Annotated in this window: 23 protein-coding genes; 8 read left to right on the top strand and 15 right to left on the bottom strand. The window is 70.9% G+C overall.

Annotated features, from left to right (window positions below; translation table 11 throughout):
• Positions 1 to 213: 213 nt before the first annotated feature.
• From C516_RS0113085 to C516_RS0113075, 3 genes are all read left to right on the top strand, one after another.
• The gene (locus C516_RS0113085; RefSeq protein ID WP_018718857.1) at positions 214 to 903 is read left to right on the top strand and encodes an AzlC family ABC transporter permease; all 690 of its coding nucleotides are present in this window, start codon (positions 214 to 216) and stop codon (positions 901 to 903) included.
• A complete protein-coding gene (locus C516_RS0113080) occupies positions 900 to 1,217 on the top strand; it encodes an AzlD domain-containing protein (protein ID WP_018718856.1) in 318 nt (105 codons plus the stop codon). The genes C516_RS0113085 and C516_RS0113080 overlap by 4 nt, the downstream gene beginning before the upstream one ends.
• A gap of 250 nt (positions 1,218 to 1,467) precedes the next feature.
• On the top strand, positions 1,468 to 2,124 hold the full coding sequence (locus C516_RS0113075; RefSeq protein ID WP_018718855.1) for a hypothetical protein: 657 nt from the start codon (positions 1,468 to 1,470) through the stop codon (positions 2,122 to 2,124).
• Between the two features lie 240 nt (positions 2,125 to 2,364).
• On the opposite strand, the gene C516_RS0113070 is transcribed toward C516_RS0113075, so the two are convergent.
• Positions 2,365 to 2,562 (bottom strand): hypothetical protein, encoded by a 198-nt coding sequence (locus tag C516_RS0113070; protein WP_018718854.1) that lies wholly within the window; start codon positions 2,560 to 2,562, stop codon positions 2,365 to 2,367.
• 338 nt (positions 2,563 to 2,900) lie between these two features.
• On the opposite strand from C516_RS0113070, the gene C516_RS0113065 reads away from it, so the two are divergent.
• From C516_RS0113065 to mdoH, 5 genes are read left to right on the top strand one after another with little or no spacing between them, the layout of a single operon-like run.
• Positions 2,901 to 3,884, top strand: coding sequence for a LysR family transcriptional regulator (locus C516_RS0113065; RefSeq protein WP_018718853.1), 984 nt, complete (start codon positions 2,901 to 2,903; stop codon positions 3,882 to 3,884).
• On the top strand, positions 3,884 to 4,654 hold the full coding sequence (locus C516_RS0113060) for an enoyl-CoA hydratase-related protein (protein ID WP_018718852.1): 771 nt from the start codon (positions 3,884 to 3,886) through the stop codon (positions 4,652 to 4,654). The genes C516_RS0113065 and C516_RS0113060 overlap by 1 nt, the downstream gene beginning before the upstream one ends.
• A 2-nt stretch (positions 4,655 to 4,656) precedes the next feature.
• Positions 4,657 to 4,908: a YkgJ family cysteine cluster protein gene (locus tag C516_RS0113055; RefSeq protein WP_018718851.1), complete on the top strand. Its 252-nt coding sequence runs from the start codon at positions 4,657 to 4,659 to the stop codon at positions 4,906 to 4,908.
• A 44-nt stretch (positions 4,909 to 4,952) separates the two neighbouring features.
• Positions 4,953 to 6,515 carry an OpgD/OpgG family glucan biosynthesis protein gene (locus C516_RS0113050; RefSeq protein WP_018718850.1) on the top strand — a complete coding sequence of 521 codons (1,563 nt, stop codon included), beginning with the start codon at positions 4,953 to 4,955 and terminating at the stop codon, positions 6,513 to 6,515.
• Positions 6,487 to 8,424, top strand: a complete 1,938-nt coding sequence (mdoH, locus tag C516_RS0113045) for a glucans biosynthesis glucosyltransferase MdoH (RefSeq protein ID WP_051088238.1) — start codon at positions 6,487 to 6,489, stop codon at positions 8,422 to 8,424. Before C516_RS0113050 ends, mdoH begins: the two co-directional genes overlap by 29 nt.
• Here mdoH and C516_RS0113040 read toward each other — a convergent pair.
• The 14 genes from C516_RS0113040 to betA all read right to left on the bottom strand — a co-directional run bounded on the left by C516_RS0113040 (position 8,417) and on the right by betA (position 24,181).
• The gene (locus tag C516_RS0113040) at positions 8,417 to 8,905 is read right to left on the bottom strand and encodes a TspO/MBR family protein (protein WP_018718848.1); all 489 of its coding nucleotides are present in this window, start codon (positions 8,903 to 8,905) and stop codon (positions 8,417 to 8,419) included. The genes mdoH and C516_RS0113040 overlap by 8 nt on opposite strands.
• Positions 8,906 to 8,910: 5 nt before the next feature.
• The gene (locus C516_RS0113035) at positions 8,911 to 10,578 is read right to left on the bottom strand and encodes a hypothetical protein (protein WP_018718847.1); all 1,668 of its coding nucleotides are present in this window, start codon (positions 10,576 to 10,578) and stop codon (positions 8,911 to 8,913) included.
• 33 nt (positions 10,579 to 10,611) lie between these two features.
• Positions 10,612 to 11,901, bottom strand: a complete 1,290-nt coding sequence (locus C516_RS0113030; protein ID WP_018718846.1) for an aspartate aminotransferase type Ic — start codon at positions 11,899 to 11,901, stop codon at positions 10,612 to 10,614.
• Positions 11,902 to 12,063: 162 nt separating this feature from the next.
• Positions 12,064 to 12,762, bottom strand: a complete 699-nt coding sequence (locus tag C516_RS0113025) for a uracil-DNA glycosylase family protein (RefSeq protein WP_018718845.1) — start codon at positions 12,760 to 12,762, stop codon at positions 12,064 to 12,066.
• Entirely contained in the window at positions 12,759 to 14,021 is a 1,263-nt protein-coding gene (locus C516_RS0113020) for a hypothetical protein (protein WP_018718844.1), read from the bottom strand. The genes C516_RS0113025 and C516_RS0113020 overlap by 4 nt, the downstream gene beginning before the upstream one ends.
• 104 nt (positions 14,022 to 14,125) lie before the next feature.
• On the bottom strand, positions 14,126 to 14,917 hold the full coding sequence (locus C516_RS0113015; protein ID WP_018718843.1) for an amidohydrolase: 792 nt from the start codon (positions 14,915 to 14,917) through the stop codon (positions 14,126 to 14,128).
• On the bottom strand, positions 14,905 to 16,059 hold the full coding sequence (locus tag C516_RS0113010; RefSeq protein WP_018718842.1) for a methionine aminotransferase: 1,155 nt from the start codon (positions 16,057 to 16,059) through the stop codon (positions 14,905 to 14,907). Before C516_RS0113010 ends, C516_RS0113015 begins: the two co-directional genes overlap by 13 nt.
• A gap of 35 nt (positions 16,060 to 16,094) precedes the next feature.
• Positions 16,095 to 16,727 carry an ABC-type transport auxiliary lipoprotein family protein gene (locus tag C516_RS20590; protein ID WP_018718841.1) on the bottom strand — a complete coding sequence of 211 codons (633 nt, stop codon included), beginning with the start codon at positions 16,725 to 16,727 and terminating at the stop codon, positions 16,095 to 16,097.
• Between the two features lie 8 nt (positions 16,728 to 16,735).
• Positions 16,736 to 17,662: an MlaD family protein gene (locus tag C516_RS0113000; RefSeq protein WP_018718840.1), complete on the bottom strand. Its 927-nt coding sequence runs from the start codon at positions 17,660 to 17,662 to the stop codon at positions 16,736 to 16,738.
• Entirely contained in the window at positions 17,647 to 18,423 is a 777-nt protein-coding gene (locus C516_RS0112995) for an ABC transporter ATP-binding protein (RefSeq protein ID WP_018718839.1), read from the bottom strand. Before C516_RS0112995 ends, C516_RS0113000 begins: the two co-directional genes overlap by 16 nt.
• 1 nt (position 18,424) lies before the next feature.
• The gene (locus tag C516_RS0112990) at positions 18,425 to 19,186 is read right to left on the bottom strand and encodes an MlaE family ABC transporter permease (protein ID WP_018718838.1); all 762 of its coding nucleotides are present in this window, start codon (positions 19,184 to 19,186) and stop codon (positions 18,425 to 18,427) included.
• Between the two features lie 449 nt (positions 19,187 to 19,635).
• Entirely contained in the window at positions 19,636 to 20,919 is a 1,284-nt protein-coding gene (locus tag C516_RS19530) for an MgtC/SapB family protein (RefSeq protein WP_018718836.1), read from the bottom strand.
• Positions 20,916 to 22,415 carry a polyphosphate:AMP phosphotransferase gene (gene pap / locus C516_RS0112980; RefSeq protein ID WP_018718835.1) on the bottom strand — a complete coding sequence of 500 codons (1,500 nt, stop codon included), beginning with the start codon at positions 22,413 to 22,415 and terminating at the stop codon, positions 20,916 to 20,918. Before pap ends, C516_RS19530 begins: the two co-directional genes overlap by 4 nt.
• Positions 22,416 to 22,525: 110 nt before the next feature.
• Positions 22,526 to 24,181, bottom strand: a complete 1,656-nt coding sequence (gene betA / locus C516_RS0112975; protein ID WP_018718834.1) for a choline dehydrogenase — start codon at positions 24,179 to 24,181, stop codon at positions 22,526 to 22,528.
• Positions 24,182 to 24,193 lie beyond the last annotated feature (12 nt).

Genomic DNA, 24,193 nt, shown 5'->3' with positions numbered 1-24,193 from the left:
CGTCAGGGACGTGCATGCGCGGGAGACGGCGCCCCCGTCGTTGTGCCGCCGGCCGGCGATGGCGGCCACGTGGCGTGCAGCGGGGGGAGACCCGGGATGCCGATGCCCGGCGCCCCTGAGGGCGCGTGGCATGTGGCCGATCGAACGATACACTGACACGCTCTCAGCCCCCGGCGGGCGGAGGTGACGGAATTCGGGGGATAAGGGGTGTCGATGACGCGGAGCAATGCCTTCAATGCGGGCCTGGTGGCCATGGCGCCGATCAGCGCGAGCGCGCTGCCGTTCGGCGTGATGGCGGGTATTGCGGCGCGCGAGGCCGGGCTCGACGTGGCCGCCAGCATGGGCATGTCGCTGGTGATCTTCGCCGGTGCCTCCCAGCTCGCCGCCGCACAGCTTATCGGCGACGGCGCCTGGGCCGGCGTGGTGGTGCTCACTGCGCTGATCATCAACCTGCGCTTTGCCATGTACAGCGCTTCGCTGGCACCGCATTTCGCGTACCTGCCCACGCGCTGGAAGGCGCCCCTCGCCTATCTGCTCACGGACCAGGCCTACGCGGTGTGTATCACGCGCTTCATCCGTCATCCCGAGATGGAGAACCGGCACTGGTTCTACCTGGGCGCGGCGCTGCCGCTGTGGGTGGTCTGGCTCACTGCCACGGCGGCGGGCATCCTTATCGGCGCAGCGGTGCCGCCGGCCTGGCAGCTCGGCTTCGCCGTGCCGCTGATCTTCCTGGCGCTGATGGTGCCGACCGTCCATGACCGGCCCATGGCCGTCGCCGCCGTGGCCGGCGGCGGGATCGCGCTGCTTGCCCATGGCATGCCCTTCAATCTCGGCATGGTTACCGGGGCGCTGGCCGGCATCATCGCCGGTGTTGTCGCCGAGCGCGCCCAGGGGGCGGCATGAGCGATACCACCATCTGGCTGGTCATCCTCGCCTGTGGCGCCGGCACTTTCGCCCTCAGGCTGTCGTTCATCCAGGCGGTGGGGCATCGGGGTATGCCGGGATGGCTGCGCCGGCCGCTGCGTTATGTGCCTGCGGCGGTGCTCTCCGCGCTCGTCGTGCCCGGTATCCTGCTCGGCGGCGAATCGCCCTTCGAGCCCGCCCGGGTGGCCGCGGGACTGGTGGCGGCGCTGGTTGCGTGGCGTACCCGCAACACGCTGTGGGTGCTCGGCTCGGGCATGGTCGTGCTCTGGCTCGTCTCGGCGGTGTTGCCGTAGGTCCCCGCCGGTGGTACCGTCGGGACAAGGTTCAAGAGGTAAGCACGTTGATCGCAGCCATCGCCCGTCTCGGTTTTTACTGGTTTATGCCCGGGTTCAATGATCCGGGACGGCGGTGCATTATCTGACGATTCAGCCCAGACAGCCTCCACGCCGAAAACGCCCCCGGATCCCAGGATCCGGGGGCGTTTTCGTTTGGGGGCCCGAACGATGGAGATACAGGGTCATGCAGGGCGGCGAGGAACAACGAATGCGCGAGGAGCTGCTCCTCACCGGGCGGGATCGCACCGATCCCGCCCAGGGTGAGGACACGCTCCAGGGACTGATCGCACGGTTGCACGAGGGGGTCGCCGCGGCGCACGGCTGTCCGCGGCAGCTCCTGAGGCTCTCGCCCTGGCATATCGGCGGCTTTGGCGAGCATCGGCGAGGCCTGCCCCGGGCCGACCTCCTCGGGGGGCTCGATGAGCTGTTGCGCACCCAGGCGCTGGATCCGCCGGCGGACCGGCTGCTCGTCACCCCCGGGCCGGTGGTGCCGACGCGGGGTGCCGATGCGGGCCGCCGTCGGCATCAGCTCCTGATGGTCCGTCTCAGCGCCGACAGCGGTAGCCACGACCTGGCCGGGCTCGTGCGGGCATGCGTGTCTGCGACCGGGCTGGTCGGTCGTTACCGCCTTCTGCCCGCGGCGGGGCCGCTGGACGGGGGCATGGCCATAGAGGCCCGGGACCCCGAGGGCTGGATACCGGTCGGGTACTGCGGGCGCGCGACGTCCGCGCAGATCGAGGCCGGTGGCCTGGCGCCGGACGGCCATGCCGCCGTGGTGCTGAGCTTCGGGCTGGAGGCGCTGGAGTTGGTCCTGGCGGGCGATCGGCCGGCCGACGAGGCGGTGCGTGTGGCGGCCTGCTCCTGACGGCCCGCTCACAAGGCCCGCTCGCTCCACGGGATGCCGCGCCGGCGAAACGTCTGCCGGTCCGGCGTGTGACCGGTGCCGTGGCCTGCCGTGTGGCCGGGGGAGTGAAACCGGGGCAACGGGGGCGGCGCAAAAAAAGCCGACCCGGGGGTCGGCCAAGGAGGAGGAGAGACAGTGTCCCGGAAACGGGGTTCCGGGCGGGACGGAGCCCTGGGCTGTGGCTCCGTCCGGTGGAAGCCCCTAGCGGGCCGCCGGCGTGTGGAAGAGGCCGGCGATCTCGTGGGCGTGGTGACGCGTGTGGCTGCCGATCGCGTGGGCGAAGCGCCGAAGCGAACGGGCGATCGCCTCGTTACGCATCCGGCGGCTGCGGCGCAGCACCGGCTCGATCTCGAGCAGCCCGACACGTCCCTCGTGAACAATGGGCTCATTGCTGTTCATTGCTGGTCTCCTGCGTGGCAGGCCACGCGCTTACAAGTGAATTCTGTCTGTATTCTCTCTGGTTCCGGGCATCCGTTGGACCGTCGCCGAGGCCAATCACCTGTTCCGTCGTTGCACGAATCGGCCGTGTTTTTGACGAAACCCCTGTGTCTGTACCGTGCCGCTGCTATAGTCGCCGGGAAGCTCCCGGCCGGACCCCGCGGTCTCATGTAACCGCCGATCCGGTGAGGCGCCATCCAACGTTTGTTGCATGGCACAATAGCGCATCCGCTGTCGGCCGCAATCCGGCCGAATGGCAAAAACTTTGTGACCCGGAATCACTAATCGGGGGAACACCCATGGACAAGGCGGCCGAAATGATGATCTTCGCGCGGGCCGTGGAGGAGGGCAGCTTCTCGGCGGCGGCCCGGGATCTGGATCTGACGCCTTCGGCGGTCAGCAAGCAGATACGCCGCCTCGAGGACCGCCTGGGGGCACGGCTGTTCAACCGCACCACCCGGCGCATCAGCCTCACCGAGGCCGGCCAGGCGTACTATGAGCGTTGTGCCCGGATCATCCAGGAGATCGAGGAGGCGGAGGACGCCATAACCGCCCTCAACGAGAACCCCCGGGGGCGGTTGCGGGTGGCGGCCACGGTCTCCTTCGGGCGCATGGAGATCCTGCCGCGGATCAACCAGTACCTGGAGCGCTATCCGGACATCAACATGGAGTTCGAGCTCACCGACCACCACGTGGACCTGGTGGAGGAGGGCATCGACGTGGCGATCCAGTGGCGCGAACAGATGGAGGATCCCTCGCTCATCGCGCGCAAGCTCTGCGTCAACCGCCGCATCATCTGTGCCGCCCCGTCCTACCTGGAACGCCACGGCGTGCCCCGGACCCCGGAGGAGCTCCTCGAGCACAACTGCCTGACGCTCTCGGAGATGGAGCTGTTCAACGACTGGGAATTCGAGGACGCCGAACGCGGGCGCCGGGTGCTCCACGTCTCCGGCAACTTCCGCGCCAACAACGTCGACGCCCTCTACCAGGCGGCGCTGTCCGGCGCCGGGCTGGCGCGCATGTCCTCGTGGCTGGTGGTGCCGGATATCCGCGCCGGGCGCCTGGTGCCCGTGCTGCCCGAGTACCCCCACGAGAGCTCGGCGTTCTACGTGCTCTATCCCCACCGCCGCCATCTCTCACGCAAGGTACGGACCTTCGTGGACTTCCTCGTGGAGGTGTTCACGCCGGTGCCGCCGTGGGAGCGTGAGGGGCTGGAGTTCGACGCCAGCGAGTGGCGTGGCCGTGCCGAGGCGGTGGCGGCCGAGGAGAGGAGGGAGAGCTGATGGCGGATACCGGTATCCACACGATGATGCACGACGGCGTGTGCATCATCACGCTGATGCGCGCCGACAAGCGCAACGCGCTCACGCAGCCGATGTACGCCGCGCTCACCGACGCGGTCACCGCGGCGGGCGAGGACCCGGCGGTGTCCGTGATCCGACTGCGCGGCGACGGCGCCGACTTCACCGCCGGCAACGATCTCAACGACCTGCAGGTGCTGGCGCAGGCCGGTGAGGCGGTGGAGACGCAGCCCGTGTTCCGCTTCCTGCATGCGGTGGTGGACTGCCCGAGGCCGCTGGTTGCCGAGGTCCGCGGCAATGCCGTTGGCCTGGGGACGACGCTGCTGTTGCATTGTGAAGCGGTGATCGCCGCCACCGATGCCACCTTTGCCATGCCTTTCGTCCAACTCGGTCTGGTGCCGGAGTTCGGGAGCACCCTGCTGCTGCCCGAGCTGGTCGGGCCACAGCGGGCTGCGCGGCTGCTTATCCTCGGCGAACGCTTCGACGCGCGGGAGGGGGAGCGCCTCGGTCTGGTCTCCCAGGTGTGCGAGCCGCCGGCACTGGAGGCGGTCGCCGGGGCGTGGTGTCGTCGCATCGCGACAGCGCCCGCCGGCGCTGTCGCGGCCACGCGCAGCCTGTTGCGAGGCCCGCAGTGGCGGGCCCGGCTGCACGAGGCGGTCGATCGCGAGGCGGCAGTTTTCGCCGAACAGCTCAATTCGGTTGAGCACCGGCAGGCGGTGGCCGCATTCTTCGGGGCAGAGGGTGACGGATAATCATGAAATGCCGGATCGGCTGCGGCGCCTGCTGCATCGCGCCGTCCATCTCCTCGCCGTTGCCCGGAATGCCTGAGGGCAAACCGGCGGGCGTACGCTGCGTGCACCTGAGCGCGGATAACCGCTGCGGGCTGTTCGCCAGCCCCGAGCGGCCCGACGTGTGCGAACGGTTCTCGGCGACGCCCGAGCTGTGCGGCGACAATCGCGGACAGGCGCTGGCGCGCCTTGCCCGCCTGGAGAGCGAGACGGGGTGAACGCACGGGCAGCCGTTCCGGCAGAGACGCTGGAAGGAGTGCCCATGCGCCGACGGAACCGCCTGCCACTGATCCCCCTTGTCGCCGTTGTGCTCGCCGCTGCGGGTCACATCACGGTTGCCTCCGCTCAGGACGGGGACGATGTCCGCGTGTTCGAGCGGGTGACCGAGCGGGCGCGCGCGCTCGCGGGCGAGGATTACCAGGCGCCGGATACGGCGCTGCCGGAGTCGCTGGCGTCGATGGACTACGACGCCTACCGCAAGATCCGTTTCCGCCCGGACCGTGCGATCTGGAAGGGGGAACGCCTCTTCGAGGTCCAGCTATTCCATCCCGGCTTTCTCTACAACGAGCCGGTAACCATCCATCTGGTGGAGAACGGTCAGGTCCGTACGCTGCCCTTCGACCCGGGCCTGTTCCGCTACGACGGCGGAGAGATCTTCGAGGGCGAGCCCCCGCAGGGACTCGGTTATGCGGGTTTCCGCCTGCATTTCCCGCTCAACCGGCCGGACTACGCGGACGAGGTGATCGCCTTCCAGGGCGCCTCCTATTTCCGCTTCCTCGGCCGGGGTGAAGGCTACGGCATGTCCGCGCGGGGACTGGCCATCGACACGGCTCTGCCCAGCGGCGAGGAGTTCCCCCGTTTCAAGGCGTTCTGGCTGGTGCGCCCGCAGGAGGGCGCCACCACGGTCACCGTCTTTGCCCTGCTGGACAGCCCGTCGCTGGCCGGGGCGTACCGGTTCCGCATACATCCCGGGGAGTCCACACGTGTCGAGGTGACCGCCCGGCTGTTTGCCCGGGACGACGTCCAGCGCCTGGGCATCGCGCCGCTGACGAGCATGTTCTTCTACGGCGAGAACAGCGTGCGCCGCCACGATGACTACCGCCCCGAGGTCCACGACAGTGACGGCCTGGCCATGCACACCGCCGGGGGCGAGTGGATCTGGCGGCCGCTGACCAACCCGCGGGCGCTGCGCGAGAGCGCGCTGATGGACACCAATCCCCGTGGCTTCGGGCTGCTTCAGCGAGACCGCGACTTCGAGCACTACCTGGACGCCGAGGCGGACTATCACCGCCGGCCGGGTATGTGGGTCGAGCCCCGCGGCGAGGGCTGGGGCGAGGGTGCCGTGCACCTTGTCGAGCTGCCCTCCGACGAGGAGGTCAACGACAACATCGTCGCCTTCTGGAGCCCGAAGGATCCCTTCGAGGCGGGGGAGTCACTGACCCTGAGCTACGAGCTGCGCAGCCTCGAAGGTGCACCCCCCGGGCATGACCTGGCCCGCGCTGTTCGTACCCGCATCGGCTACGCGGCCATTCCCGGTACCAAGGACAAGCCGCCGAAGAGCCTGCGCCAGTTCATCGTCGATTTCGCCGGCGGTGAGCTCGACGGCCTGGCCGGCTCGCAGCCGGTAACCGCGGAGCTCAGCCAGTCCACGGGGGTCACCCAGGACGTCACCGTCCACCGTCTGCCCGACGGCCACTGGCGTGCGAGCTTCCGGCTCGCGCCGGACGGTGAGAAGCCCTCCGACCTGAGGCTGTTCCTGCAACTGCGCGGCGAACGCGTCAGCGAGACGTGGAACTATGTCTGGGATCCCGATGCACTCCCCTGAAGCATCGACATCGCCGGTGACGGATCGGGTGCACTGCCCCGGGGCCGGCCTGCGCCGTGCCGTATTCGCGCTGCTGGTGCTCTCCAGCGCGGCGGGCGGGGTGTTCCTGATGTTCAGCATCCTGCGGGCCAACGACACCACCATCCTGGAGTGGGGCATCCTGGCGCTGTTCACGGTCACGTTCACCTGGATCGTGGCCGCCTTCTGGAGCGCCGTGGCGGGCTTCGTGCTGTCGCTGGCAAGGCGCCATCCACTGACGCTCGCGGCCAGCCCGGTACCGGATTCGGGGCCCACCGGCCGCGTTGCGGTGGTGATGCCGGTCTACAACGAGGATCCGGGCCGGGTCCTGGCCGGGCTGGAAGCCACCTGGCACTCTCTGGTGGCGACCGGGGCGGGGGAGCGCTTTGACTTCCACCTGCTCAGCGACACCCGCGACGAGGCCATCGCGGAGGCCGAGGCCGCCGGCTGCGCCGAGCTGGCGGAGCGCCTCGACGCCGATGGCCGGCTGTTCTACCGGCGCCGGGACGACAACGCGGGACGCAAGGCGGGCAACATCGCCGATTTCTGCCGGCGCTGGGGCGGGCGATACGACTTCATGGTGGTGCTCGATGCCGACAGCGTGATGAGCGGCGATGCGCTGCTGGCGCTGGCGCGGACCATGTGGCGCCACCCCTCGGCGGGCATCATCCAGACGGTGCCGATCCCGGTGCGTCAGCGCACGCCGTTCGGGCGTTTCCTGCAGTTCGCCGCCCGGCTGTACAGCCCCATGCTGGCGACGGGGCTGAGCTTCTGGCAGATGGATGCGGCCAACTACTGGGGCCACAACGCGATCATCCGCGTGCGCGCCTTCAGCGACTGCTGCGGCCTCCCGGCACTGCCCGGGCGGCCGCCCCTGGGCGGGGATATCCTCAGCCACGACTTCGTGGAGGCCGCGCTGATGCGGCGTGGCGGCTGGCACGTCTACCTCCTGCCCGAGATCGAGGGCAGCTACGAGGAGGTGCCGAGCAACCTGCTCGACTTTGCCAAGCGTGACCGCCGCTGGGCCCAGGGCAACCTCCAGCACCTGCGGCTGCTCGCCGCGTACGGGCTGCATCCGCTCAGCCGGGTCCACTTCCTCATGGGGGCGACGGCCTATATCTCGTCGCTGCTGTGGCTGTTCATGCTCGCGCTGAGCACGGTGGACGCCCTCACCCGGGCACTCAATCAGGGCGAGTTCTTCCGGCGCGGCTACCAGCTCTTTCCGGACTGGCCGGTGGCCAAGACCACGGAGATCGCCTCGCTGCTCATGATCACCGTAGCCCTGCTGCTCCTGCCCAAGGTGCTGGGCGTGCTGCGGGCGCTCCTCCGCGCCGACGAGCGCCGGGCCTTCGGCGGTGGCTGGCGCCTGGCGTGGAACGCGCTGACGGAGACGGTGTTCTCCGTGCTCATCGCGCCGGTGATGATGGTCTTCCATGCCGGCTTCGTGCTCGCCGTGCTCAGCGGCAGCCGCACCGGCTGGGACCCCCAGGTCCGTGACGGCCGTGCCGTGGCCTGGCGCGAGGCGGCGCGGCGCACCGCCCTGGCCACCATCGGCGGTCTGCTGTGGGGCGGCGTGACGGCGTGGCTGGCACTCGGCTTTTTCTGGTGGCTGACACCCATCGTGGCGGGGCTGGTGCTGGCCGCCCCGATCGTGGTGTGCTCCAGCCGCCTCGACTGGGGCGAATGGATGGTCCGCAGCGGGACCTGGGCAGCGCCGGAGGAGCGCCGCCCGCCGGCGGTACTGGGGCTGCTGGACACGACGCTCGCGGCGGAGGGCCGCGGTGCGGCGCGGCGGTTGCCGGCACTGCCGCCGGAACGGCCGCTGGCCATGCCGGTACAGTCCCTGGAGCGGGGCGCCCACTGGCGCCGGACGCGGGTGCGGCTCAGTTGAGCCGGATCACGCCGGTGTTCAGGTAGACGGCGAAGCTCACCCACGCGAGGTAGGGTGCGAGCAGCCAGGCGGCGGGCCGCGAGACCCGGTGGAAGCGGGCGATGCACAGCGCGATCAGCAGCCAGAGGACGGCGAGATCGAGCAGTGCGGTGACCGGGCGGTGCCAGCCGAAGAAGATCACCGACCACAGTCCGTTGGCCCCGAGCTGGGCGATAAAGGGCAGCAGCACGGTCAGGCCGTCGGGCAGCATGACCCGGCGGCTCACCAGCCAGGCGGAGACCGCCATCATTACGTAGAGTACCGTCCACGCCACCGGGAACAGCCAGTCCGGCGGCGTGAGCGGTGGCTTGGCGAGGCCCGCGTACCACTCGCCCGGTGGTGTCAGGATGCCGCTGGCGGCGGCGAGCGCCACCACCGCGAGCCAGGCGAGCAGCAGCGCGGCGTCCCTGCCGCGCCCCGCGGTAGCCGGCCGTTCCGGCACGGGGATCAGGAGTCCCCGGATCCGGGCGTGGCGGCGACGTCCAGGAGCAGGCCCTGATCGGTGATGTCGAGCATGATCTCCTGGTCGATGTCCATCGCCTTGAGCTGATCGCGGACCTCGTCGATCTCCGCCTGGTCACCCGGCACGGCCTCCAGGTCGCTCATCAGCGCCCCGCTCAGCGCCGAGGGGTTGTAGCGCAGGTCGAGAATGCCGTTTGCCGCAAGGTCCGCGCCGGAGTCCGGCACTGCGGCGTCCTGGCCGGCGAGGACCGTAAAGCGGCCGTCACGCAGCGCGACCCGAACGTCCTTGCCGCTCACCATCGGATGGTCGATGCTCACCGGTTCGCCGCCCACCTCGGGCTGCACGTTGGTGCCGATGAACCCCTGTATCACCTGCCACAGCGCCCCCGGCCGGGAGGTGGCGATATCCAGGGTACCCGTGGGGATCCGGCCCTTCTCCGCCGGGCCGTCGAGCAGGGTGAGCGTCGCACCGCGGACGTCGCCCAGCATCGCGGTCAGCATGCCCATCTGGGAGAGCTGCTGGGTGTTGACCTGCTGCTGGAGCTGCTGCATCTGCGGGCACTGCCACTGCGTGGACTTGAAGCGATTGGCCAGGGTCTGCATGACCGGCACCACCGACGAGATGTCCAGGCCGAGTCCCGCGCTGGCGAGGCTGCCCTGCGCCGCCGACGGGATATGGCCGCGCAACCGTTTCAGGGTCGAGCGCAGGTCGCCGTCGGCGATGTCGGTCACCCAGCGCACGCGTGCGGCACCGGTGTCCGGGTCGAGCTCGGAGACACCGAGCACGCTGCGCGGCCACACATCCACCACCGCATTCATGTCCGCCACGCAGCCGGCTTCCAGCTCCGGCGGCTCCTCGCCGTAGGCCCTGGCGATGGACTTGACCAGTGCCGCGGTGCCGCCGTCGCCGGTGCCGGTGACCGCACTGGCGAGCGCGCGGTGATCGATGTAGCCGGTGGCCCAGGGCAGGGTGCCGTAGGTCTCGGCGAGCTTCTCCAGACGCCCGGAGTCGGCCATGCTCTCCCCGGGCAGGGTCTCGCCCAGCGCCTTCGGCAGGGCATCCTCCATGCCGGCCACTGCGAGCGTGAATACCGCGTCGCCGTCGCGCACGGCGATCAGCAGGGCCGGCGGCGTGGCGTCGCCCTTGCCCGCGAACGGGTAGCGGCGGACGTTCTCGCCGGTGGAGGCCGCCGGGGTCACGCCGGCGCGTTTCTGGGCGGCGTCCAGGGCTGCCTTGAAGGTGTCGACGTCGTCGAGCCGGTAGCGCAGCACCGGCAGCCCGGCGACCTCGTAGAAGCCGGAGACGCCGCCGTCGTCCAGCCCGATGGAGGCACCGGGGGTCTCGGCGTCGGCGTCGAGGTAGGTCTGCTCCAGCAACGCCATGATCATGCCGGCGCCGGGGCCGCCGGCCTCCGTGGCCTCCGCCGGGCTCGGCAGCTCCTCGCGGGCGTTGGCCCGGTTGAGCACGCCCTGCCAGTGCGAGAGATACCCCGCCACGTCGTAGGGCTCGCTGTAGCCCAGGTAGTAGTCACTGTCCGCCGGGACGTAGGCGAGGAGGTCCTTGCCCTCGTCCCCCCCGAACATGTTGCTCAGCCACGAGGCACTGGCGGTGCTCGCGACCAGCATGGTTGCGATGAATACGGCCTTTTTCATACCGGCTCCTTGGTCATCGGTATCGGTTTGTTGTTATGCCTTTCGGCGGGCGATTTGCCGCTCGACGGCGGCGAGAAGTGTGGCGACGGCGATCCCCTCCGCGGCCTGCTTGACCTCCGTGAGCGAGGGGAAGGTCGGCGCCACGCGTACGTTGCGGTCCTCCGGGTCGTGGCCGTGGGGGTAGGTCGCGCCTGCGGGCGTCATCACCACGCCGGCCTCGCGGGCCAGCTCCACGGTGCGCGCGGCGCATCCCTGCGGGGTGTCGAGACTAATGAAGTAGCCGCCCCGCGGGCGTGTCCAGGTCGCCACCCGGTAGTCGCCGAACACCCGGGTGAAGGCCTCGTGGACGGCGTCGAACTTGGGCGCGATGAGCTCGCGGTGGCCGTCCATCAGCCGGTGCAGGGCATGGAGGTCGGGCAGCTTCGCCAGGTGGCGGAGCTGGTTGATCTTGTCCGGGCCGATGGCGCGTTTGCCGGCGCGGGCGAGGTACCACTCGACGTTGCGCGCGGAGCTGGCGAACACGCCCAGCCCGGCGCCGGCGAAGGTGATCTTGGAGGTCGAGGCGAACACCAGCGCCCGGTCCGGGTTGCCGGCCGTCCCGCAGGCCTCGATGAGGTTGGCGATCTCCACGCGCTCCCCGGTGAGGTGGTGTACGGCGTAGGCGTTGTCCCAGAAGATGCGGAAGTCCGCGGCCGCCGTGGGCATGCGCGCCATGCGCTCGACCACCTCGTCCGAGTACACCGCCCCGGTGGGGTTGGCGTACTTGGGCACGCACCAGATGCCCTTGATGCTCGGGTCCTCGGCGACCAGGGCCTCGACGCGGTCCATGTCCGGGCCGTCCTCGAGCATGGGCACGTTGATCATCTCGATGCCGTACTCCGCGCAGATCGCGAAGTGACGGTCGTAGCCCGGCACGGGGCAGAGGAAACGCACCCGGGGTTCCCGGCACCAGGGCGCGGCGCTGTCCGGGTTGCCCTTGAGCAGGCTGTAGACGATGTGGTCGTGCATCATCGCCAGGCTGGCGTTGTCCGCGACCACGGTGTTCTCCGGCGGCGCGCCGACGATCTCGCCGAGCAGCGCCCGCGCCTCGGGCAGGCCCTGGCCGCCGCCGTAGTTGCGGCAGTCGGTGCCGTCGGCCGCGGTGTAGTGCCCGGCACCGGGCAGGCCGAGAAGATCGTTGCTCAGGTCGAGCTGCTCGGGTGCGGGCTTGCCGCGGGCCATGTTCAGCTTCAGGCCCTGGTCGCGGAAGGCACGGTAGCGCGTGAGGGTGTCCTCGTGCAGGCCGCGGAGCTGCTCGTCGGAGAGGTCGCTGAGTTCGGTCATCGTTTTCCCGTCTCGCTGTGGTCCGGCCGCCGCGGGGAGGTGTCCGCATGCGGGTGACGCCGTGGCGGCATTGTCAACGCCACATATTAACGAACCCGGTCACCGCTGGCACCACCTCGGGCGGCCGAAAGGCACGGGGAACCTGGCCCGGTCGCGGGGTCGTCACACCGGCCGGGTGTCGGGTGTCCGCGGCGCCGGCAGGGTCGCCAGACGGGCATGGAGCAGTCCCGGGAAATGGCGGTACCAGGTCGCGTTGAGCGGGGACGGGTGGGGCAGCGGATGCAGGCGCACCAGCGCGTCGGTGCCGTCCGGGGCCGTCAGCGTGACGGTGAAGCTGGCCTCGAAGCGGTCCGGGCGCTGCCAGAACGCCTCCAGCGACCGGCGTTCCCCGCGGGGCCGGTCGATGCCGAACCACAGGAACGCCTCGCGTCCCAGGGTGATGAGCTCCCGCCCCCGCCAGCCGTGGACGAGCACGGAGCGCATGAGCGGATGGAAACGCCGCTTCGCGGCCATCGACCAGGCCTTGTTGCCCACCGGCTTGTACGGGACGGTGTTGGCCCAGAAGTAGCCCCGGCCCACCTCGACGGAGGCGTCGAAGCCGGGCATCTCCGTGCCGTGGTGATGGGCGTAGAGGGCGCGCCGCAGCATCTGGCCGCCACCGCCGATGAAGGGCATGCCGTGACGGATCTCCTCGCGGCCGGGATCGCGTCCGAAAAAGCCCACGGGGGCGTCCGCGGGGCCGAGCCCGATGACGGGCTGCAGCGGGTCGCGCCCGAAGGCCTCGTAGACGGCCTCGTCAACGCCGTTGAGTCCGGTGGCGGCCTCGCGGAAGGCGGCACGCTGGTCGTCGTCCAGGGTCACGATCTCGACTCCATTCCGGGGCTGAGCGTCATCACTGCATCCTCCGGCGCCGCGGCTGCGCTCCCGCCGGCGAGCGCGGGGCGTTGTCCGGGGGGCAGTCGGGTGATCATCTCGCGGATCGCCTCCGGCGGGACCGGGCGGTGCGAGAAGAAGTCCACGGGCACGGTGTAGCCGAGGATCAGCCGTGCCAGGCGGTCCTCATCCAGGGCCGCCAGCAGACTGCCCCCCAGCACGTCGAGGGGGCGCTCGAGCACCCGGGCGTCGAGCACCGTGGCGACGTCGTTGATGGTGATGACCCGTTCGGCGTATTCCACCAGCGGATAGATCGCCGATGCGGTCAGGTACACATCCCGGTACTGACGCAGTCGGGCGATGATACCGGCGAGGAGCCGCGGGTCGTGGAAATCGTGGCCGAGGCGCACCACCAGCGGCAGGTGGCGGGCGCGGGCGCGCTCCAGCGCATTGGCGAGCGCCGTGGCGGCGTTGACCGGGCTGTCCAGCGCGACCAGGGGATCGTCGTCGGGCTGGGCGATGTACAGCGCGTAGCGTCCGGGCATCGGGTCACGCAGGGCGCTGAGCTGGGCGCTCACGGCCCGCTGCTGGCGTAGCTGGCGGCGGCGGGCCGGGGGCGCGGGCACCGCCGATGCGCCGAGCCGCGTGTACAGGCGGTCGAGCCAGCGGCCGGGGCTGCCTGCCGGTGGGGTAGGGGAGCCGGCGGGGACCGACGCGCTTTCCCGGCGGCGGGTGCGGTAGAGCCCGTGCCAGCGCAGGTATGCCCGCTCGCTGACCGGGTAGGCGTCGAGACGCTCCGGTGCGGCGTGGATGCTGCTCGCAAGGTGCGTCCCGCAGGGGTCGGCCATCAGTCGGCCGGCCAGCCATGGTGCCTGGAGGAAGAGTACCGGCACATCGGCTTCCCGGGCGAAACCGGTTGCGGCGAGGCCGGCGACCTGACGGCCGTTCCAGACGAGCAGCAGGGCGATGCCGCGTTCGTGGTGCAGCTGCGCCAGCAGCTGCCGGGTGCCCGCGTGCAGCCGGCCGGCCTGGCGGGGTGTCAGGGTGTCGGTGCGCCGCTCCAGCGCCTCTTCCGATGCCGTGGCTGCGTCGTCGCGCGGGCCGATGAGCCGGACGTCGATGCCGCGGCGCCGGCCCTCGCGGACCAGCGCGGGGCGCGGGACGATCACGGTCAGCGTCAGGCCCAGCGTGTCCAGGCCGTCAGTCATGCGCGCGAAGAAGCCGAGGCGCTGGACGTTGTCGGCCATTGCAACGACGTGCGGCATAGGGTGCGGAGCCTGCGTGACGAGGTCGCGGCGATTGTACGTCGTGGCGCCTGCGGCGGCCACCGTCGGCCACCGTCGGCGCCGGTTCAGCCCGGCGGCGTGTCGTCGAGGATGAACCGGTCGGCGTCGTCCAGCGCCGGGAAGCGCCGGCGGAAGCGCTGCAGCCGCTCCGGGTCGAGGGTCGCGCTGGTCACGGCCTCCTCGTCGCGGCCCGCGTCCGCCAGCGGCTCGCCCAGCCAGTCGAGGGCCACGCTCTCGCCGGCATAGTGCCGGCCGTTGCCGTCTGCACCGACGCGGTTGACGCCGATCACCGGTGCGAGGTTCTCGATGGCCCGCGCGGGCAGCAGGCGCTGCCAGCTGGTGCGTCGCACCGCCGGCCAGTTGGCCACGTAAATAAGGAGGTCGTAGTCGCCGCGGTTGCGGCTGAACACCGGAAAGCGCAGGTCGTAGCAGACCAGCGGGCAGACCCGCCAGCCGCCGAGCTCGACGATCAGCCGCTCCCGGCCCGGGCTGTAGTGCTCGTGCTCGCCGGCCATGCGGAAGCCGTGGCGTTTGTCGTAGTGGCGGACGCCGCCGTCCGGGCCGACCCAGTACAGGCGGTTGAAGTAGTGCGTCCCCTCGCGGATCGCGAGGCTACCGGTGACCACCGCGCCGAGGTGCCGGGCCTGCGCGCGCATCCACGCCAGCGAGTCGCCGTCGGCGGGCTCGGCGTCGCGTTCCGGGTTCATGGTGAAGCCGGTGGCAAACATCTCCGGTAGCACGACCAGGTCCGTGGTCCCGGCGAGCGGGGCGGTCAGCCGCTCCAGCGTGGCCCGGTTCGCCGCCGGCTCGCGGTCGGCGAGGGCGGGCTGGACCAGCGAGACCCTCAGAGCCTGCATAGCCGCTCCCCGGCCATGTCCAGGGTGGCATCCTGCTTGGCGAAGCACAGCCGCACCTGGCGCAGGTCCGACGGCGGATCGGCGTAGAACGGCGACAGCGGGATCGCCGCGACCCCCGCGTCGCGGATCAGCCGCTCGCAGAAATCCGTGTCCGGCTCGTTGCTCACCGCGGAGTAGTCGACCAGCTGGAAATACGTGCCTGACCCCGGAGTCGTGGCGAGGCGGCTGTCCGCCAGCCAGCCGAGCAGCCGGTCGCGCTTGTCGCGGTAGAACGCCGCGAGCTCGTCGGCGTGGTGAGGCGCCGCCTGCATGTAGGCCGCGAAGGCCGCCTGGCTCGGGGTATGGGTGGCGAAGGTCACGAACTGGTGGACCTTGCGGAACTCCGTGGTGAGCGCCGGCGGGGCGATGCAGTAGCCGACCTTCCAGCCGGTGCAGTGGTAGGTCTTGCCGAACGAGGAGACCACGAATGCCCGTTCGGCGAGACCCGGTACGCCGAGGGCGCTGACGTGGCCCTCGTCGGTGAAGGCGATGTGCTCGTAGACCTCGTCGCTCAGGACCATGGTGTCGCCGTCCGCCAGCAGCGCGGCGATTGCCTCCAGGTCGGTTCGGGGCCAGACCGCGCCGGTGGGATTGTGGGGGCTGTTGAGAATGACCAGCCGGGTACGCGGGCTGATCGCCTCCCGTAGCGCGTCGATGTCCGGCCGGAAATCGTCGCGGCGCAGGGAGACCGGCACCACCCGGCCGCCGGCCAGCGTGACCGCGGGACCGTAGGCGTCGTAGGCGGGGGTGAGCACCACCACCTCGTCGCCGGGGCGGACCACCGCCTGGATCGCGTCGAACAGGGCCTCGGTGGCGCCGGAGGTCACGGTGATTTCCCGGTCCGGGTCCGGGCGCACGCCCTGGGCGGTGGCCAGACGCTCGGCGACTGCCTCGCGCAGGGCGGGCAGGCCGTGGAGCGGCGCGTACTGGTTGCGGCCGTCGCGCATGGCCTCGTCCATGGCATGGGTCAGGCCCGGCGGGGGCGGGAAATCGGGGAAGCCCTGGGCGAGGTTGATGGCGCCCGCCTCGGCGGCGCGTGCGGACATCACGGCGAAGATGGTGGTCCCGACGTCCGGGAGCTTGCTCGGTGGCGGCGTGAACACGGTGGCGTCTCCCTGGTGATGGCGGTGGCGGCGGCTCAGCCGCCGGTGTCGTCCCGTGCGGCGGGCAGGGCGGCGGCGACGAACCGGGTCAGCCGGGTGAGCCATTCCCGGGTGGCACGGCCCGCGGCCTCCGCGGCGGGGACCGGTCCCGCCGCCTCCGCGATCCGGGTCACGGAGAACTGCCGGCTCGCGAGGATTCGTCCCCCCTCGAGCAGGCGTGCACGCACGCCCAGGCGGGCACTGCCGGGCATGCCGTCGCGGTAGTCCTGCTCCAGGTACAGCAGCTCGAGCTGCAGGCGGTAGTCCGCGCTCACGCTGGCGGGGCCGGCCACCACGGCGTGGAACAGGCCGGCGCCGGCGAGGGCGTCGGTGGCGGCGTCGGCAAGCAGTGCCGCCGGCGGCTCCGCCCAGCGGGCGGTGGCGAAGTAGTCGAGGGTCTGCGGTTTCTCCCGGTAGACCACGCCGGTGTCGCGGTAGCCGGCCCGGGCCTCCGCGGGCTCGACCAGCAGCACGCCGTGGGGACCTGATTCCGCGGGCACCAGCATCGCGGGCTCGACCAGCTGGAGGGTCCGGGGCGGCGGCGTCTGCGGGCGCTGCACCACGCTACAGCCCGAGACCATGAGGGCGGCGAGGCAGGCGGCGGCGACGGTGCGCAGGGTGGCGGGCATGATGTGCTTTACTCCTCACCGGGGCCGGGTTCGGGCCGCTGGCGGCCGTAGAGGACCTGCTGGGGGTCTTCAGAGAGATTGTCCACGAGCCGGCCCATGCGCCGGGAGAGCTCGCGCAGCTCGCCGGTCAGCGCATCCACCCGTGGCAGCGTGGTCTCGCTGAGCCGGCGCATGCCGTTCTCGCCGGTGTTGCCGAGCTCGGCGATCTCCTCGCTGGTGCGTGACAGCGACTCGGCGGTGCGCTGGATGGCGTGGGCGGCGCCCTCCACGGCCTCGAAGGCCGGGCCGATACGTTCGGCGCCGGTGTTGACGCGCTCCAGCAGGCGCTCGCTGTCGGCGATGATCCTGTCGAGCCGCTCGCTGTTGGCGGCGAGGTGCTCGGAGACCGTCGCCAGGTTCTCCAGGCTGCGGTCCACGGCCTCGCGGTTGTCCCGGGAGAGCAGTTCCCCGACCCGCTGGCTGAGGGTGTCGAGGGTGTCCAGGCCCTGGGTGACGGCCGTGTCCAGGCGCATGAGCAGGGACTTGTGATAGGGGATGACGGGATAGCGTTCCCCGGCCTCCGCCTCCAGCGGCGGGTTGCCCGGATCGCCGCCGGCGAGGTCGAGGTAGGCGATGCCGGTGAGCCCGCGCATCTTCAGCGTGGCGGCGATCCCCTCGCGCACCGGCAGGTCCGAGCGCAGGGCGATGATGGCGTGCACCCGCTCCGGGTGCTCGGGATCGATGTCGAGGGCGTGCACCTGACCGACATCCACGCCCCGGTAGGTCACCGGCGAGTCGCGTCCGAGCCCGGAGGCGGTATCGGTGAGGTAGACCGAGTACCGCCGGGTCTCGCCGGTCTGCAGCGAGTCGGCCAGCCACAGCCCGAGGACCACCGTGGCCAGGGTGAGCCCGACCACGAACAGCCCGACCAGGGTGTAGTTCACGCGGTTTCCCATGATCGTTCCCTGCCGCGGCGCATGCGCGTACCGGAGAAATAGGCCCGCACCGCGGGCTCGTCGGACTCGGCGAGGGTGGCGGCGTCGCCGCGGGCGAGTACCCGCCCCTCGCCGATGAAGGCAATACTGTCGGCGATCTCCCACAGCGAGTCCACATCGTGGGTGACCACCACCACGGTGAGGCCGAGCAGGTCGCGGAGCTCGCGGATCAGTGAATCGAAGGCGGCGGCGCTCACCGGATCCAGCCCGGCGGTGGGCTCGTCGAGGAACAGCAGCTCCGGGTCCAGCGCCAGGGCCCGGGCGAGGGCCGCGCGTTTGGTCATGCCGCCGGAGAGCTCGCCAGGGTAGCGGTGGGCCGCGTCGGGTTCCAGGCCGGCCAGGCGGATCTTGACCCGCGCGATCTCCCGTCGCAGCCCCAGGGGCAGGCGGGTGTGCTCCGCCAGCGGCATCATCACGTTTTCCAGCACCGTCATCCCGGTGAATAGCGCCCCGCGCTGGAACATCAGTGCCATGCGCCGGCGCAGGCGCCGTTCGCCGGCCCGGTTCAGTCCCGTCACCGGTGCATCGAACAGCCGGATCTCGCCGCCGGCGATGGGCAGCAGCAGCGTCAGTGCGCGGATCAGCACGGTCTTGCCCGAGCCGCTGCTGCCGGCGATGGCCATGAGCTCGCCGCGCTCGATACGCAGGTCGAGCCCGTCGTGGATGCGGCGGCCGCCGATCTCGGTGACCAGGTCGCGGGCCTCGATGACCGGCGCGGCCACGTCAGATCCCGAACTGCTGGAAGACGACGGAGAACACGGCATCGGCGATGATCACCAGAAAAATGGACTGAACCACGGCCATGGTCGTCGCGCGGCCCACCTCCTCGGCGCTGCCGCGTACCCGCAGCCCGTGATAGCAGCCGACCATGGCGATGAGCAATGCGAATACCGGCGTCTTGCCGATGCCCGCCCAGAACATGCGTACCGGCACCGCGTAGGGCAGGCGGTCGAGGAAGGTCGCGAAGCTGACATCGTACAGGCCATTGGCCACGATCATCCCGCCGAGTACGCCCATGGCGTCCGCCCACACGGACAGCAGCGGCATGGCCACGGCCAGGGCGGCGACCCGGGGCAGCACCAGCATCTCGTAGGGGGTGATGCCGAGGGTGCGCAGGGCGTCGACCTCCTCGGTGATCTGCATGGTGCCGATCTCCGCGGCGTATGCCGAGCCGGTACGTCCGGCGACGATGATCGCGGCAAGCAGTGGGCCCATCTCGCGCAGCATGGTGATGCCGATGAGGTCGACCAGAAAGACATTCGCCCCGTAGGAGCGCAGCACCGAGCCGCCCTGGTAGGTCATGACCACGCCCATGAGGAAGGCCAGCAGGCCGACGATGGGCAGCGCGTACAGCCCGGCCTGCTCGATGCCGGCGACGATCGCACGCCAGCGCAGGCGGTGGGGCCGGATCAGGCGGGGCAGGACATCCACGGTGAGCTCGCCGGTGAAGGCGAGGAAGCCGGTGACCCGGCCGCCGCGTTCCACCGCGTGGCGGCCGAGCCGGGCCAGCCGCCCCTCACGGGGCGGAGGCGGCGGTTCGCTGTCCTCCCCGGTGACCAGTTCCAGCAGCGCGCGGTGATCCGCGCTGGCGCCGGTAACGCGGGTATCGCCGCCCAGTGAGCGCCGCAGGCGCTCCAGGCAGACCGCGCCGGCGGTGTCCAGGGTGCCGAGGCCCGAGAGCTCCAGTGTCCAGCCGCTGTCGCCGGCGCGCGGGCGTTCCAGGTCACGGGCGATCGGCGCGATGGTGTCGATGCGCCAGTCGCCGGTGGCTGCCGCACGCCGCGAGGCGGTGTCGGTCTCCAGTGCCGGGGGGTACGCGGTGTCCGGGTCGATGACGCTCTCCTGTCGCCGGGCTGCGGCCGGGCATGCGATCCGCTAACGGTGCCGGCATGCGAGGGGGCTGTCCAGTGGCGTGGCCGTGACGGGCCCGCGGATCAGGCGAGGGCCAGCGCGCCGGCGGTGGCGAGGCCGAGCACCAGTGCCGCGCCCATGGCGGCGCCGACACGCCAGCCGACCGCGCGGGTGCCGATGCTTGCCGCCATACCCGCCTTGACCGCGCTGTTGACGCTGGCCGCGATGACGATGCCCACCACCGCCACGGGGGTGGCGAGCCCCTTCTCCGCCATGCGTGTGAGCGACAGGGTGATGGCATCCACGTCGGTGATGCCGGAGCTCGCGGCGAGCAGGTAGATGCCGGCGCTGCCCAGCGCCTCCTCGAGCCATTCGCCGAGCAGCAGGATCACCAGCAGCAGCGCGCCGAAGGACAGCGCGGTCTTCAGATCCAGCGGATTCTGGCGCACTGGTGGTGCCTCCACCCGGCGGCCGTGGTATCGGCGCCAGATCACCAGCGCGGGGATGTAGAGCGCGGCCATCATCACCAGCACCGGCGGGGTCAGCGCGGGCAGCAGGGCCGGGTTGAGCGCCAGGCAGATGACCAGGATACGCGGGAACATGGTGCCGCAGGCGATGAGAATGCCGGCGGCGAGCATGGGAGAGAGTGCGGCGTTGTCCCGGGACAGCCGCGAGAAGTGCAGGGTCAGCGCGGTGGAGGAGGACAGCCCGGCGAACAGGCTGGTGAACAGTGTCCCCCGTTCCGGGCCGCCGATGCGCATCGCGAAGTAGCCGACGAAGGAGATGCTCGCGATCAGCACCACCATCCACCATACCGCATAGGGGTTGATCGCGCCGCCGGGGCCGTAGCCGTGGTTGGGCAGCAGCGGCAGCATCACCACCGAGATCAGCAGCAGCTTGAGCGCGGCGTCGAGTTCGCGGGCCTCCAGGTGGCGGAGGAGGTCGTGGATGGACTGCTTGTTGTCGAGCAGGAAGGCGGTGACCACCGCCGAGGCCGCGGCGGCCACCGGTTCGCCGGCGACCGCCAGGGCGCCGAAGCAGAAGGTGAGCATCAGGCCGACCAGGCCGGTGATGCTGTAGTCCTCGGTGTGCCGGACCTGCAGGCGGAAGGCCACCAGCGCGGCGGCCATCACCGCGGCGAGCAGCGCCACCCCGGGCCAGGGGCCGAGCGGGTCGGCGAGTACCACGGCGAAGCCGCCGAGCAGACCCACCAGGGTGTAGGTGCGAAAGCCGGCGATACGCTTGCCCGGGGCGAGTTCGCGGCCCTGCCAGCCCCGCTGCAGGCCGATCAGCGCGCCGAGCAGGGCCGCCAGGAGCAGCCCCGCGAGGGTGCTCTGGCCGTCGGTGAACTGCTGCCACAGGCTCATTTGTGCCCCTCTCCGCCGAGGCGGGCGTGCAGCGCATCCACCAGCCGCTGCATGACCTCGACGCGGGCGTAGCGCTTGTCGTTGGCGGGGATGAGCTGCCAGGGGGCCGCGGCGGTGGAGGTATGCGCGACCATCTCGTGGACGGCGCGCTCGTACGCCGGGCGGCGCTCGCGATTACGCCAGTCCTCGTCGGTCAGCTTGTAGTGCTTGTGCGGCGTGTTGGCCCGGGCCTCGAAACGCCGGAGCTGCTCGTCGGCGTCGATGTGCAGCCAGAACTTCATGACCAGGCTGCCGTGCTCGACGAGCTGGTCCTCGAACTCGTTGATCTCCGGGTAGGCCTCGCGCCAGCGCTCCCGCGGGGTCAGGTTCTCCACGCGCTCGACCAGGACCCGGCCGTACCAGCTGCGGTCGTAGAGGGTGACGAACCCGTCCCGCGGCAGGTGGCGCCAGAAGCGCCACAGGTAGGGGTGGTCGAGTTCCTCGTCGGTGGGGGCGGCGATCTCGATGACCCGGGCGAGGCGGACGTCGATGCCGCGGAGCAGCCGCCGGATGGTGCCGCCCTTGCCCGCGGCGTCCCAGCCCTCGAAGACCAGCACCACGGAGACCCCCTCGTGATGGGCCCGCCAGGTGAGGGCGGCGAGCTGCTGGGTGAGCTCGCGCTTGCGCTGTTTGTAGGTGGCCTTGTCCAGGTGGTGGTGGCCGGGGTCGAGGTAGTCGAGCACCGTGTCCTCGTCCGCGGCGGCGGTGGCCGTTTCCGGGGCGGCGGGTGCCGGTGCCGCCGGCGGCGGCGTATCCAGCCGGGCGGCGAGGGCATCGCGGATGTGGCGGCCGACGGCGAGGTTGCGGTAGCGCCGGTCCTCGGCCTCGATCACGGCCCACGGCGAGCGCGCGTGGTCGGTCAGCCGGATGGCGCGCTCGGCGGCCTGGCAGAGATGGTCGTGGTGGCGGTTGAGCCGCCGGTCCAGCGGCGAGGTCAGCCAGCGGCCGTCCCGGCGCCTGGCGAGCTCCCGGAAGTAGGCCTTCTGGCGGGCTGCCGACATGTGCAGCCAGAACTTCAGCACCAGTGCACCCTCGCGGGTGAGCAGGGTCTCGAAGCGGCCGATGCGGCGCATGTGATGATCGAAGTCGGCGTCGGGCAGCTCGTTGAGGGTGCGCTCGATCAGCGTGCCAGTGTACCAGGAGCTGTGGAACACCGCCGTGCGCCCGCGCCCGGGCAGCGCCCGCCAGTAGCGCCAGAAGCGCGGGCGGCCGCGTTCCTCGTCGGTCTTGGGGCCGAAGGCGACGAAATCGACTGCCCGGGTGTCGAGCCAGTCGCTGAGGGTGTTGACCAGCTCACCCTTGGCGGCGTTGTCCACGCCCTCAAAGATCAGCACCAGCGGGAAGTCGGCGTGCCGCAGCCGCCACTGCAGCTCCAGCAGCTCACGGCGCAGCGGGTCGAGTTCCGCGTGGTAGGTGCGGCGGTCGACCCGCCGCCCGAGCTCGGCGGTCTCCAGCATGCCCTGTCGGTCCTCCGGGATCGGCGCGGTCCGTCAACCGGACCGTGCCCGTGCTGTCCTTTTCCCCGGAGGATACCGCCCCCGGCACGGGGACGGCCATCCGCGCGGCCTCAGCGCTGGTTCTCTTGCCAGTTCTCCGGCACGTGCCAGGGCTGGTCGTCCGCCAGCGGCTCGCGCCCGCGCACCGCATCCGCCAGGCGCTCGGCGATCATGATGGTCGGCGCGTTGAGGTTGCCGCTGACGATGCGCGGCATGATCGAGGCGTCGATCACGCGCAGGCCGTCGATGCCGTGGACGCGGCCGTCGCCGTCCACCACGGCGTCGTCGTCATGGCCCATGCGGCAGGTGCCGCTCGGGTGATACGCGCTCTCGCCGTTCTGGCGCACCCATGCGTCGATCTCCGCGTCGGTGTGCACGTCGTCGCCGGGGCCGAGCTCGCGGCCGCGGTAGGGCTGGAGCGGTGACTGGGCCATGATCTCTCGGGTCAGGCGGATGCCGTCGCGCATCTCGCGGCGGTCGCGCTCCGTGGCCATGTAGTTGAACCGGATACGCGGTGCCTCGCGCGGGTCGGCGCTCGCCAGGCGCACGCTGCCGCGGCTCTCGGGGCGCATGGGGCCGACGTGGGCCTGGAAGCCGTGGCTGTCCGCGGTGGCGCTGCCGTCGTAGCTGATGGCCATGGGCAGGAAGTGGTACTGGAGGTTGGGGTACTTCACCCCGGCCTCGCTGCGGATGAAGCCGCCGGACTCGAAGTGGTTTGTGGCGCCGAGACCGGTGTGGCGGGTCAGCCACTCCAGCCCGATCAGCGCCTGATTCCAGGGCTTGAGGGCGCTGTAGAGGGTGATCGGGCGGGTGCAGGCATACTGCACGTACACCTCCAGGTGATCCTGGAGGTTCCCGCCCACCCCGGGCAGGTGCTGGCGCACCTCGATGCCGTGCTCGCGCAGCTGCTCCGCCGGGCCGATGCCGGAGAGCATGAGCAGCTGCGGGCTGTTGATGGCGCCGGCGCACAGCAGCACCTCGCGGTCCGCCTCGATGGTGCGGCGCTCGCCGCGGTGGTAGACCTCGACGCCCACGGCGCGGCCGTCGGTGATGTGCAGCCGCTCGGTGAGGCAGTTGATGTGGATGGTGAGGTTGTCGCGGTTCATGACCGGGCGGAGGTAGGCGTTGGCGGTGGACCAGCGCCGCCCGTCCCGGGTGGTCATGAACATCGGCCCCAGCCCCTCCTGGGCGTAGCCGTTGGTGTCCGGGTTGTGGGCATAGCCCGCGGCCACGCCCGCGTCGACGAACGCGCCGTACAGCGGGTTCTCCATGCTGCCGGTGGTGACGTGCAGGGGACCGCCGCTGCCGTGGTAGGCGTTGGCGCCCTGATCGAAGTCCTCGGCCTTCTTGAAGTAGGCGAGGGCGTGGCGGTAGCGCCAGCCGGGGAGGTCGAAGTCCTCGGCCCAGCCCTCGTAGTCGCCGGCGTTGCCGCGCACGTAGGCCATACCGTTGATGGACGAGGAGCCACCGAGCACACGCCCGCGGGGGCAGTACATGGCGCGGTTGTCCATCCAGGGGTCCGGCTCGGTGTGGTAGTACCAGTTGTAGCGGTCGTTGGCGAGGGGGTGCGCGAACGCCGAGGGCATCTGGATGAACAGGCTGTGGTCCATGGGACCCGCCTCGATGAGCAGCACCGAGGTGGCGGGGTCCTCGGTGAGGCGGTTGGCGAGCACCGCCCCCGCGGAACCCGCGCCGATAATGACGTAGTCGTAGCGTTCGGTGGCCATGGGATGCTGTGC

The sequence above is a fragment of the Arhodomonas aquaeolei DSM 8974 genome, assembly GCF_000374645.1.
GTDB lineage: Bacteria > Pseudomonadota > Gammaproteobacteria > Nitrococcales > Nitrococcaceae > Arhodomonas > Arhodomonas aquaeolei.
Note: the sequence above shows the minus strand (reverse complement) of the source record. Positions and strands in the feature narration are given on the sequence as shown.

Excerpts from the sequence above, each read along its gene's own strand:
- C516_RS0113085 (WP_018718857.1), top strand. The coding sequence starts at position 214 with ATGACGCGGAGCAATGCCTTCAATGCGGGCCTGGTGGCCATGGCGCCG.
- C516_RS0113080 (WP_018718856.1), top strand. The coding sequence starts at position 900 with ATGAGCGATACCACCATCTGGCTGGTCATCCTCGCCTGTGGCGCCGGC.
- C516_RS0113075 (WP_018718855.1), top strand. The coding sequence starts at position 1,468 with ATGCGCGAGGAGCTGCTCCTCACCGGGCGGGATCGCACCGATCCCGCC.
- C516_RS0113070 (WP_018718854.1), bottom strand. The coding sequence starts at position 2,562 with ATGAACAGCAATGAGCCCATTGTTCACGAGGGACGTGTCGGGCTGCTC.
- C516_RS0113065 (WP_018718853.1), top strand. The coding sequence starts at position 2,901 with ATGGACAAGGCGGCCGAAATGATGATCTTCGCGCGGGCCGTGGAGGAG.
- C516_RS0113060 (WP_018718852.1), top strand. The coding sequence starts at position 3,884 with ATGGCGGATACCGGTATCCACACGATGATGCACGACGGCGTGTGCATC.
- C516_RS0113055 (WP_018718851.1), top strand. The coding sequence starts at position 4,657 with ATGAAATGCCGGATCGGCTGCGGCGCCTGCTGCATCGCGCCGTCCATC.
- C516_RS0113050 (WP_018718850.1), top strand. The coding sequence starts at position 4,953 with ATGCGCCGACGGAACCGCCTGCCACTGATCCCCCTTGTCGCCGTTGTG.
- mdoH (WP_051088238.1), top strand. The coding sequence starts at position 6,487 with ATGTCTGGGATCCCGATGCACTCCCCTGAAGCATCGACATCGCCGGTG.
- C516_RS0113035 (WP_018718847.1), bottom strand. The coding sequence starts at position 10,578 with ATGAAAAAGGCCGTATTCATCGCAACCATGCTGGTCGCGAGCACCGCC.
- C516_RS0113030 (WP_018718846.1), bottom strand. The coding sequence starts at position 11,901 with ATGACCGAACTCAGCGACCTCTCCGACGAGCAGCTCCGCGGCCTGCAC.
- C516_RS0113020 (WP_018718844.1), bottom strand. The coding sequence starts at position 14,021 with ATGGCCGACAACGTCCAGCGCCTCGGCTTCTTCGCGCGCATGACTGAC.
- C516_RS0113015 (WP_018718843.1), bottom strand. The coding sequence starts at position 14,917 with ATGCAGGCTCTGAGGGTCTCGCTGGTCCAGCCCGCCCTCGCCGACCGC.
- C516_RS20590 (WP_018718841.1), bottom strand. The coding sequence starts at position 16,727 with ATGCCCGCCACCCTGCGCACCGTCGCCGCCGCCTGCCTCGCCGCCCTC.
- C516_RS0113000 (WP_018718840.1), bottom strand. The coding sequence starts at position 17,662 with ATGGGAAACCGCGTGAACTACACCCTGGTCGGGCTGTTCGTGGTCGGG.
- C516_RS19530 (WP_018718836.1), bottom strand. The coding sequence starts at position 20,919 with ATGAGCCTGTGGCAGCAGTTCACCGACGGCCAGAGCACCCTCGCGGGG.
- pap (WP_018718835.1), bottom strand. The coding sequence starts at position 22,415 with ATGCTGGAGACCGCCGAGCTCGGGCGGCGGGTCGACCGCCGCACCTAC.
- betA (WP_018718834.1), bottom strand. The coding sequence starts at position 24,181 with ATGGCCACCGAACGCTACGACTACGTCATTATCGGCGCGGGTTCCGCG.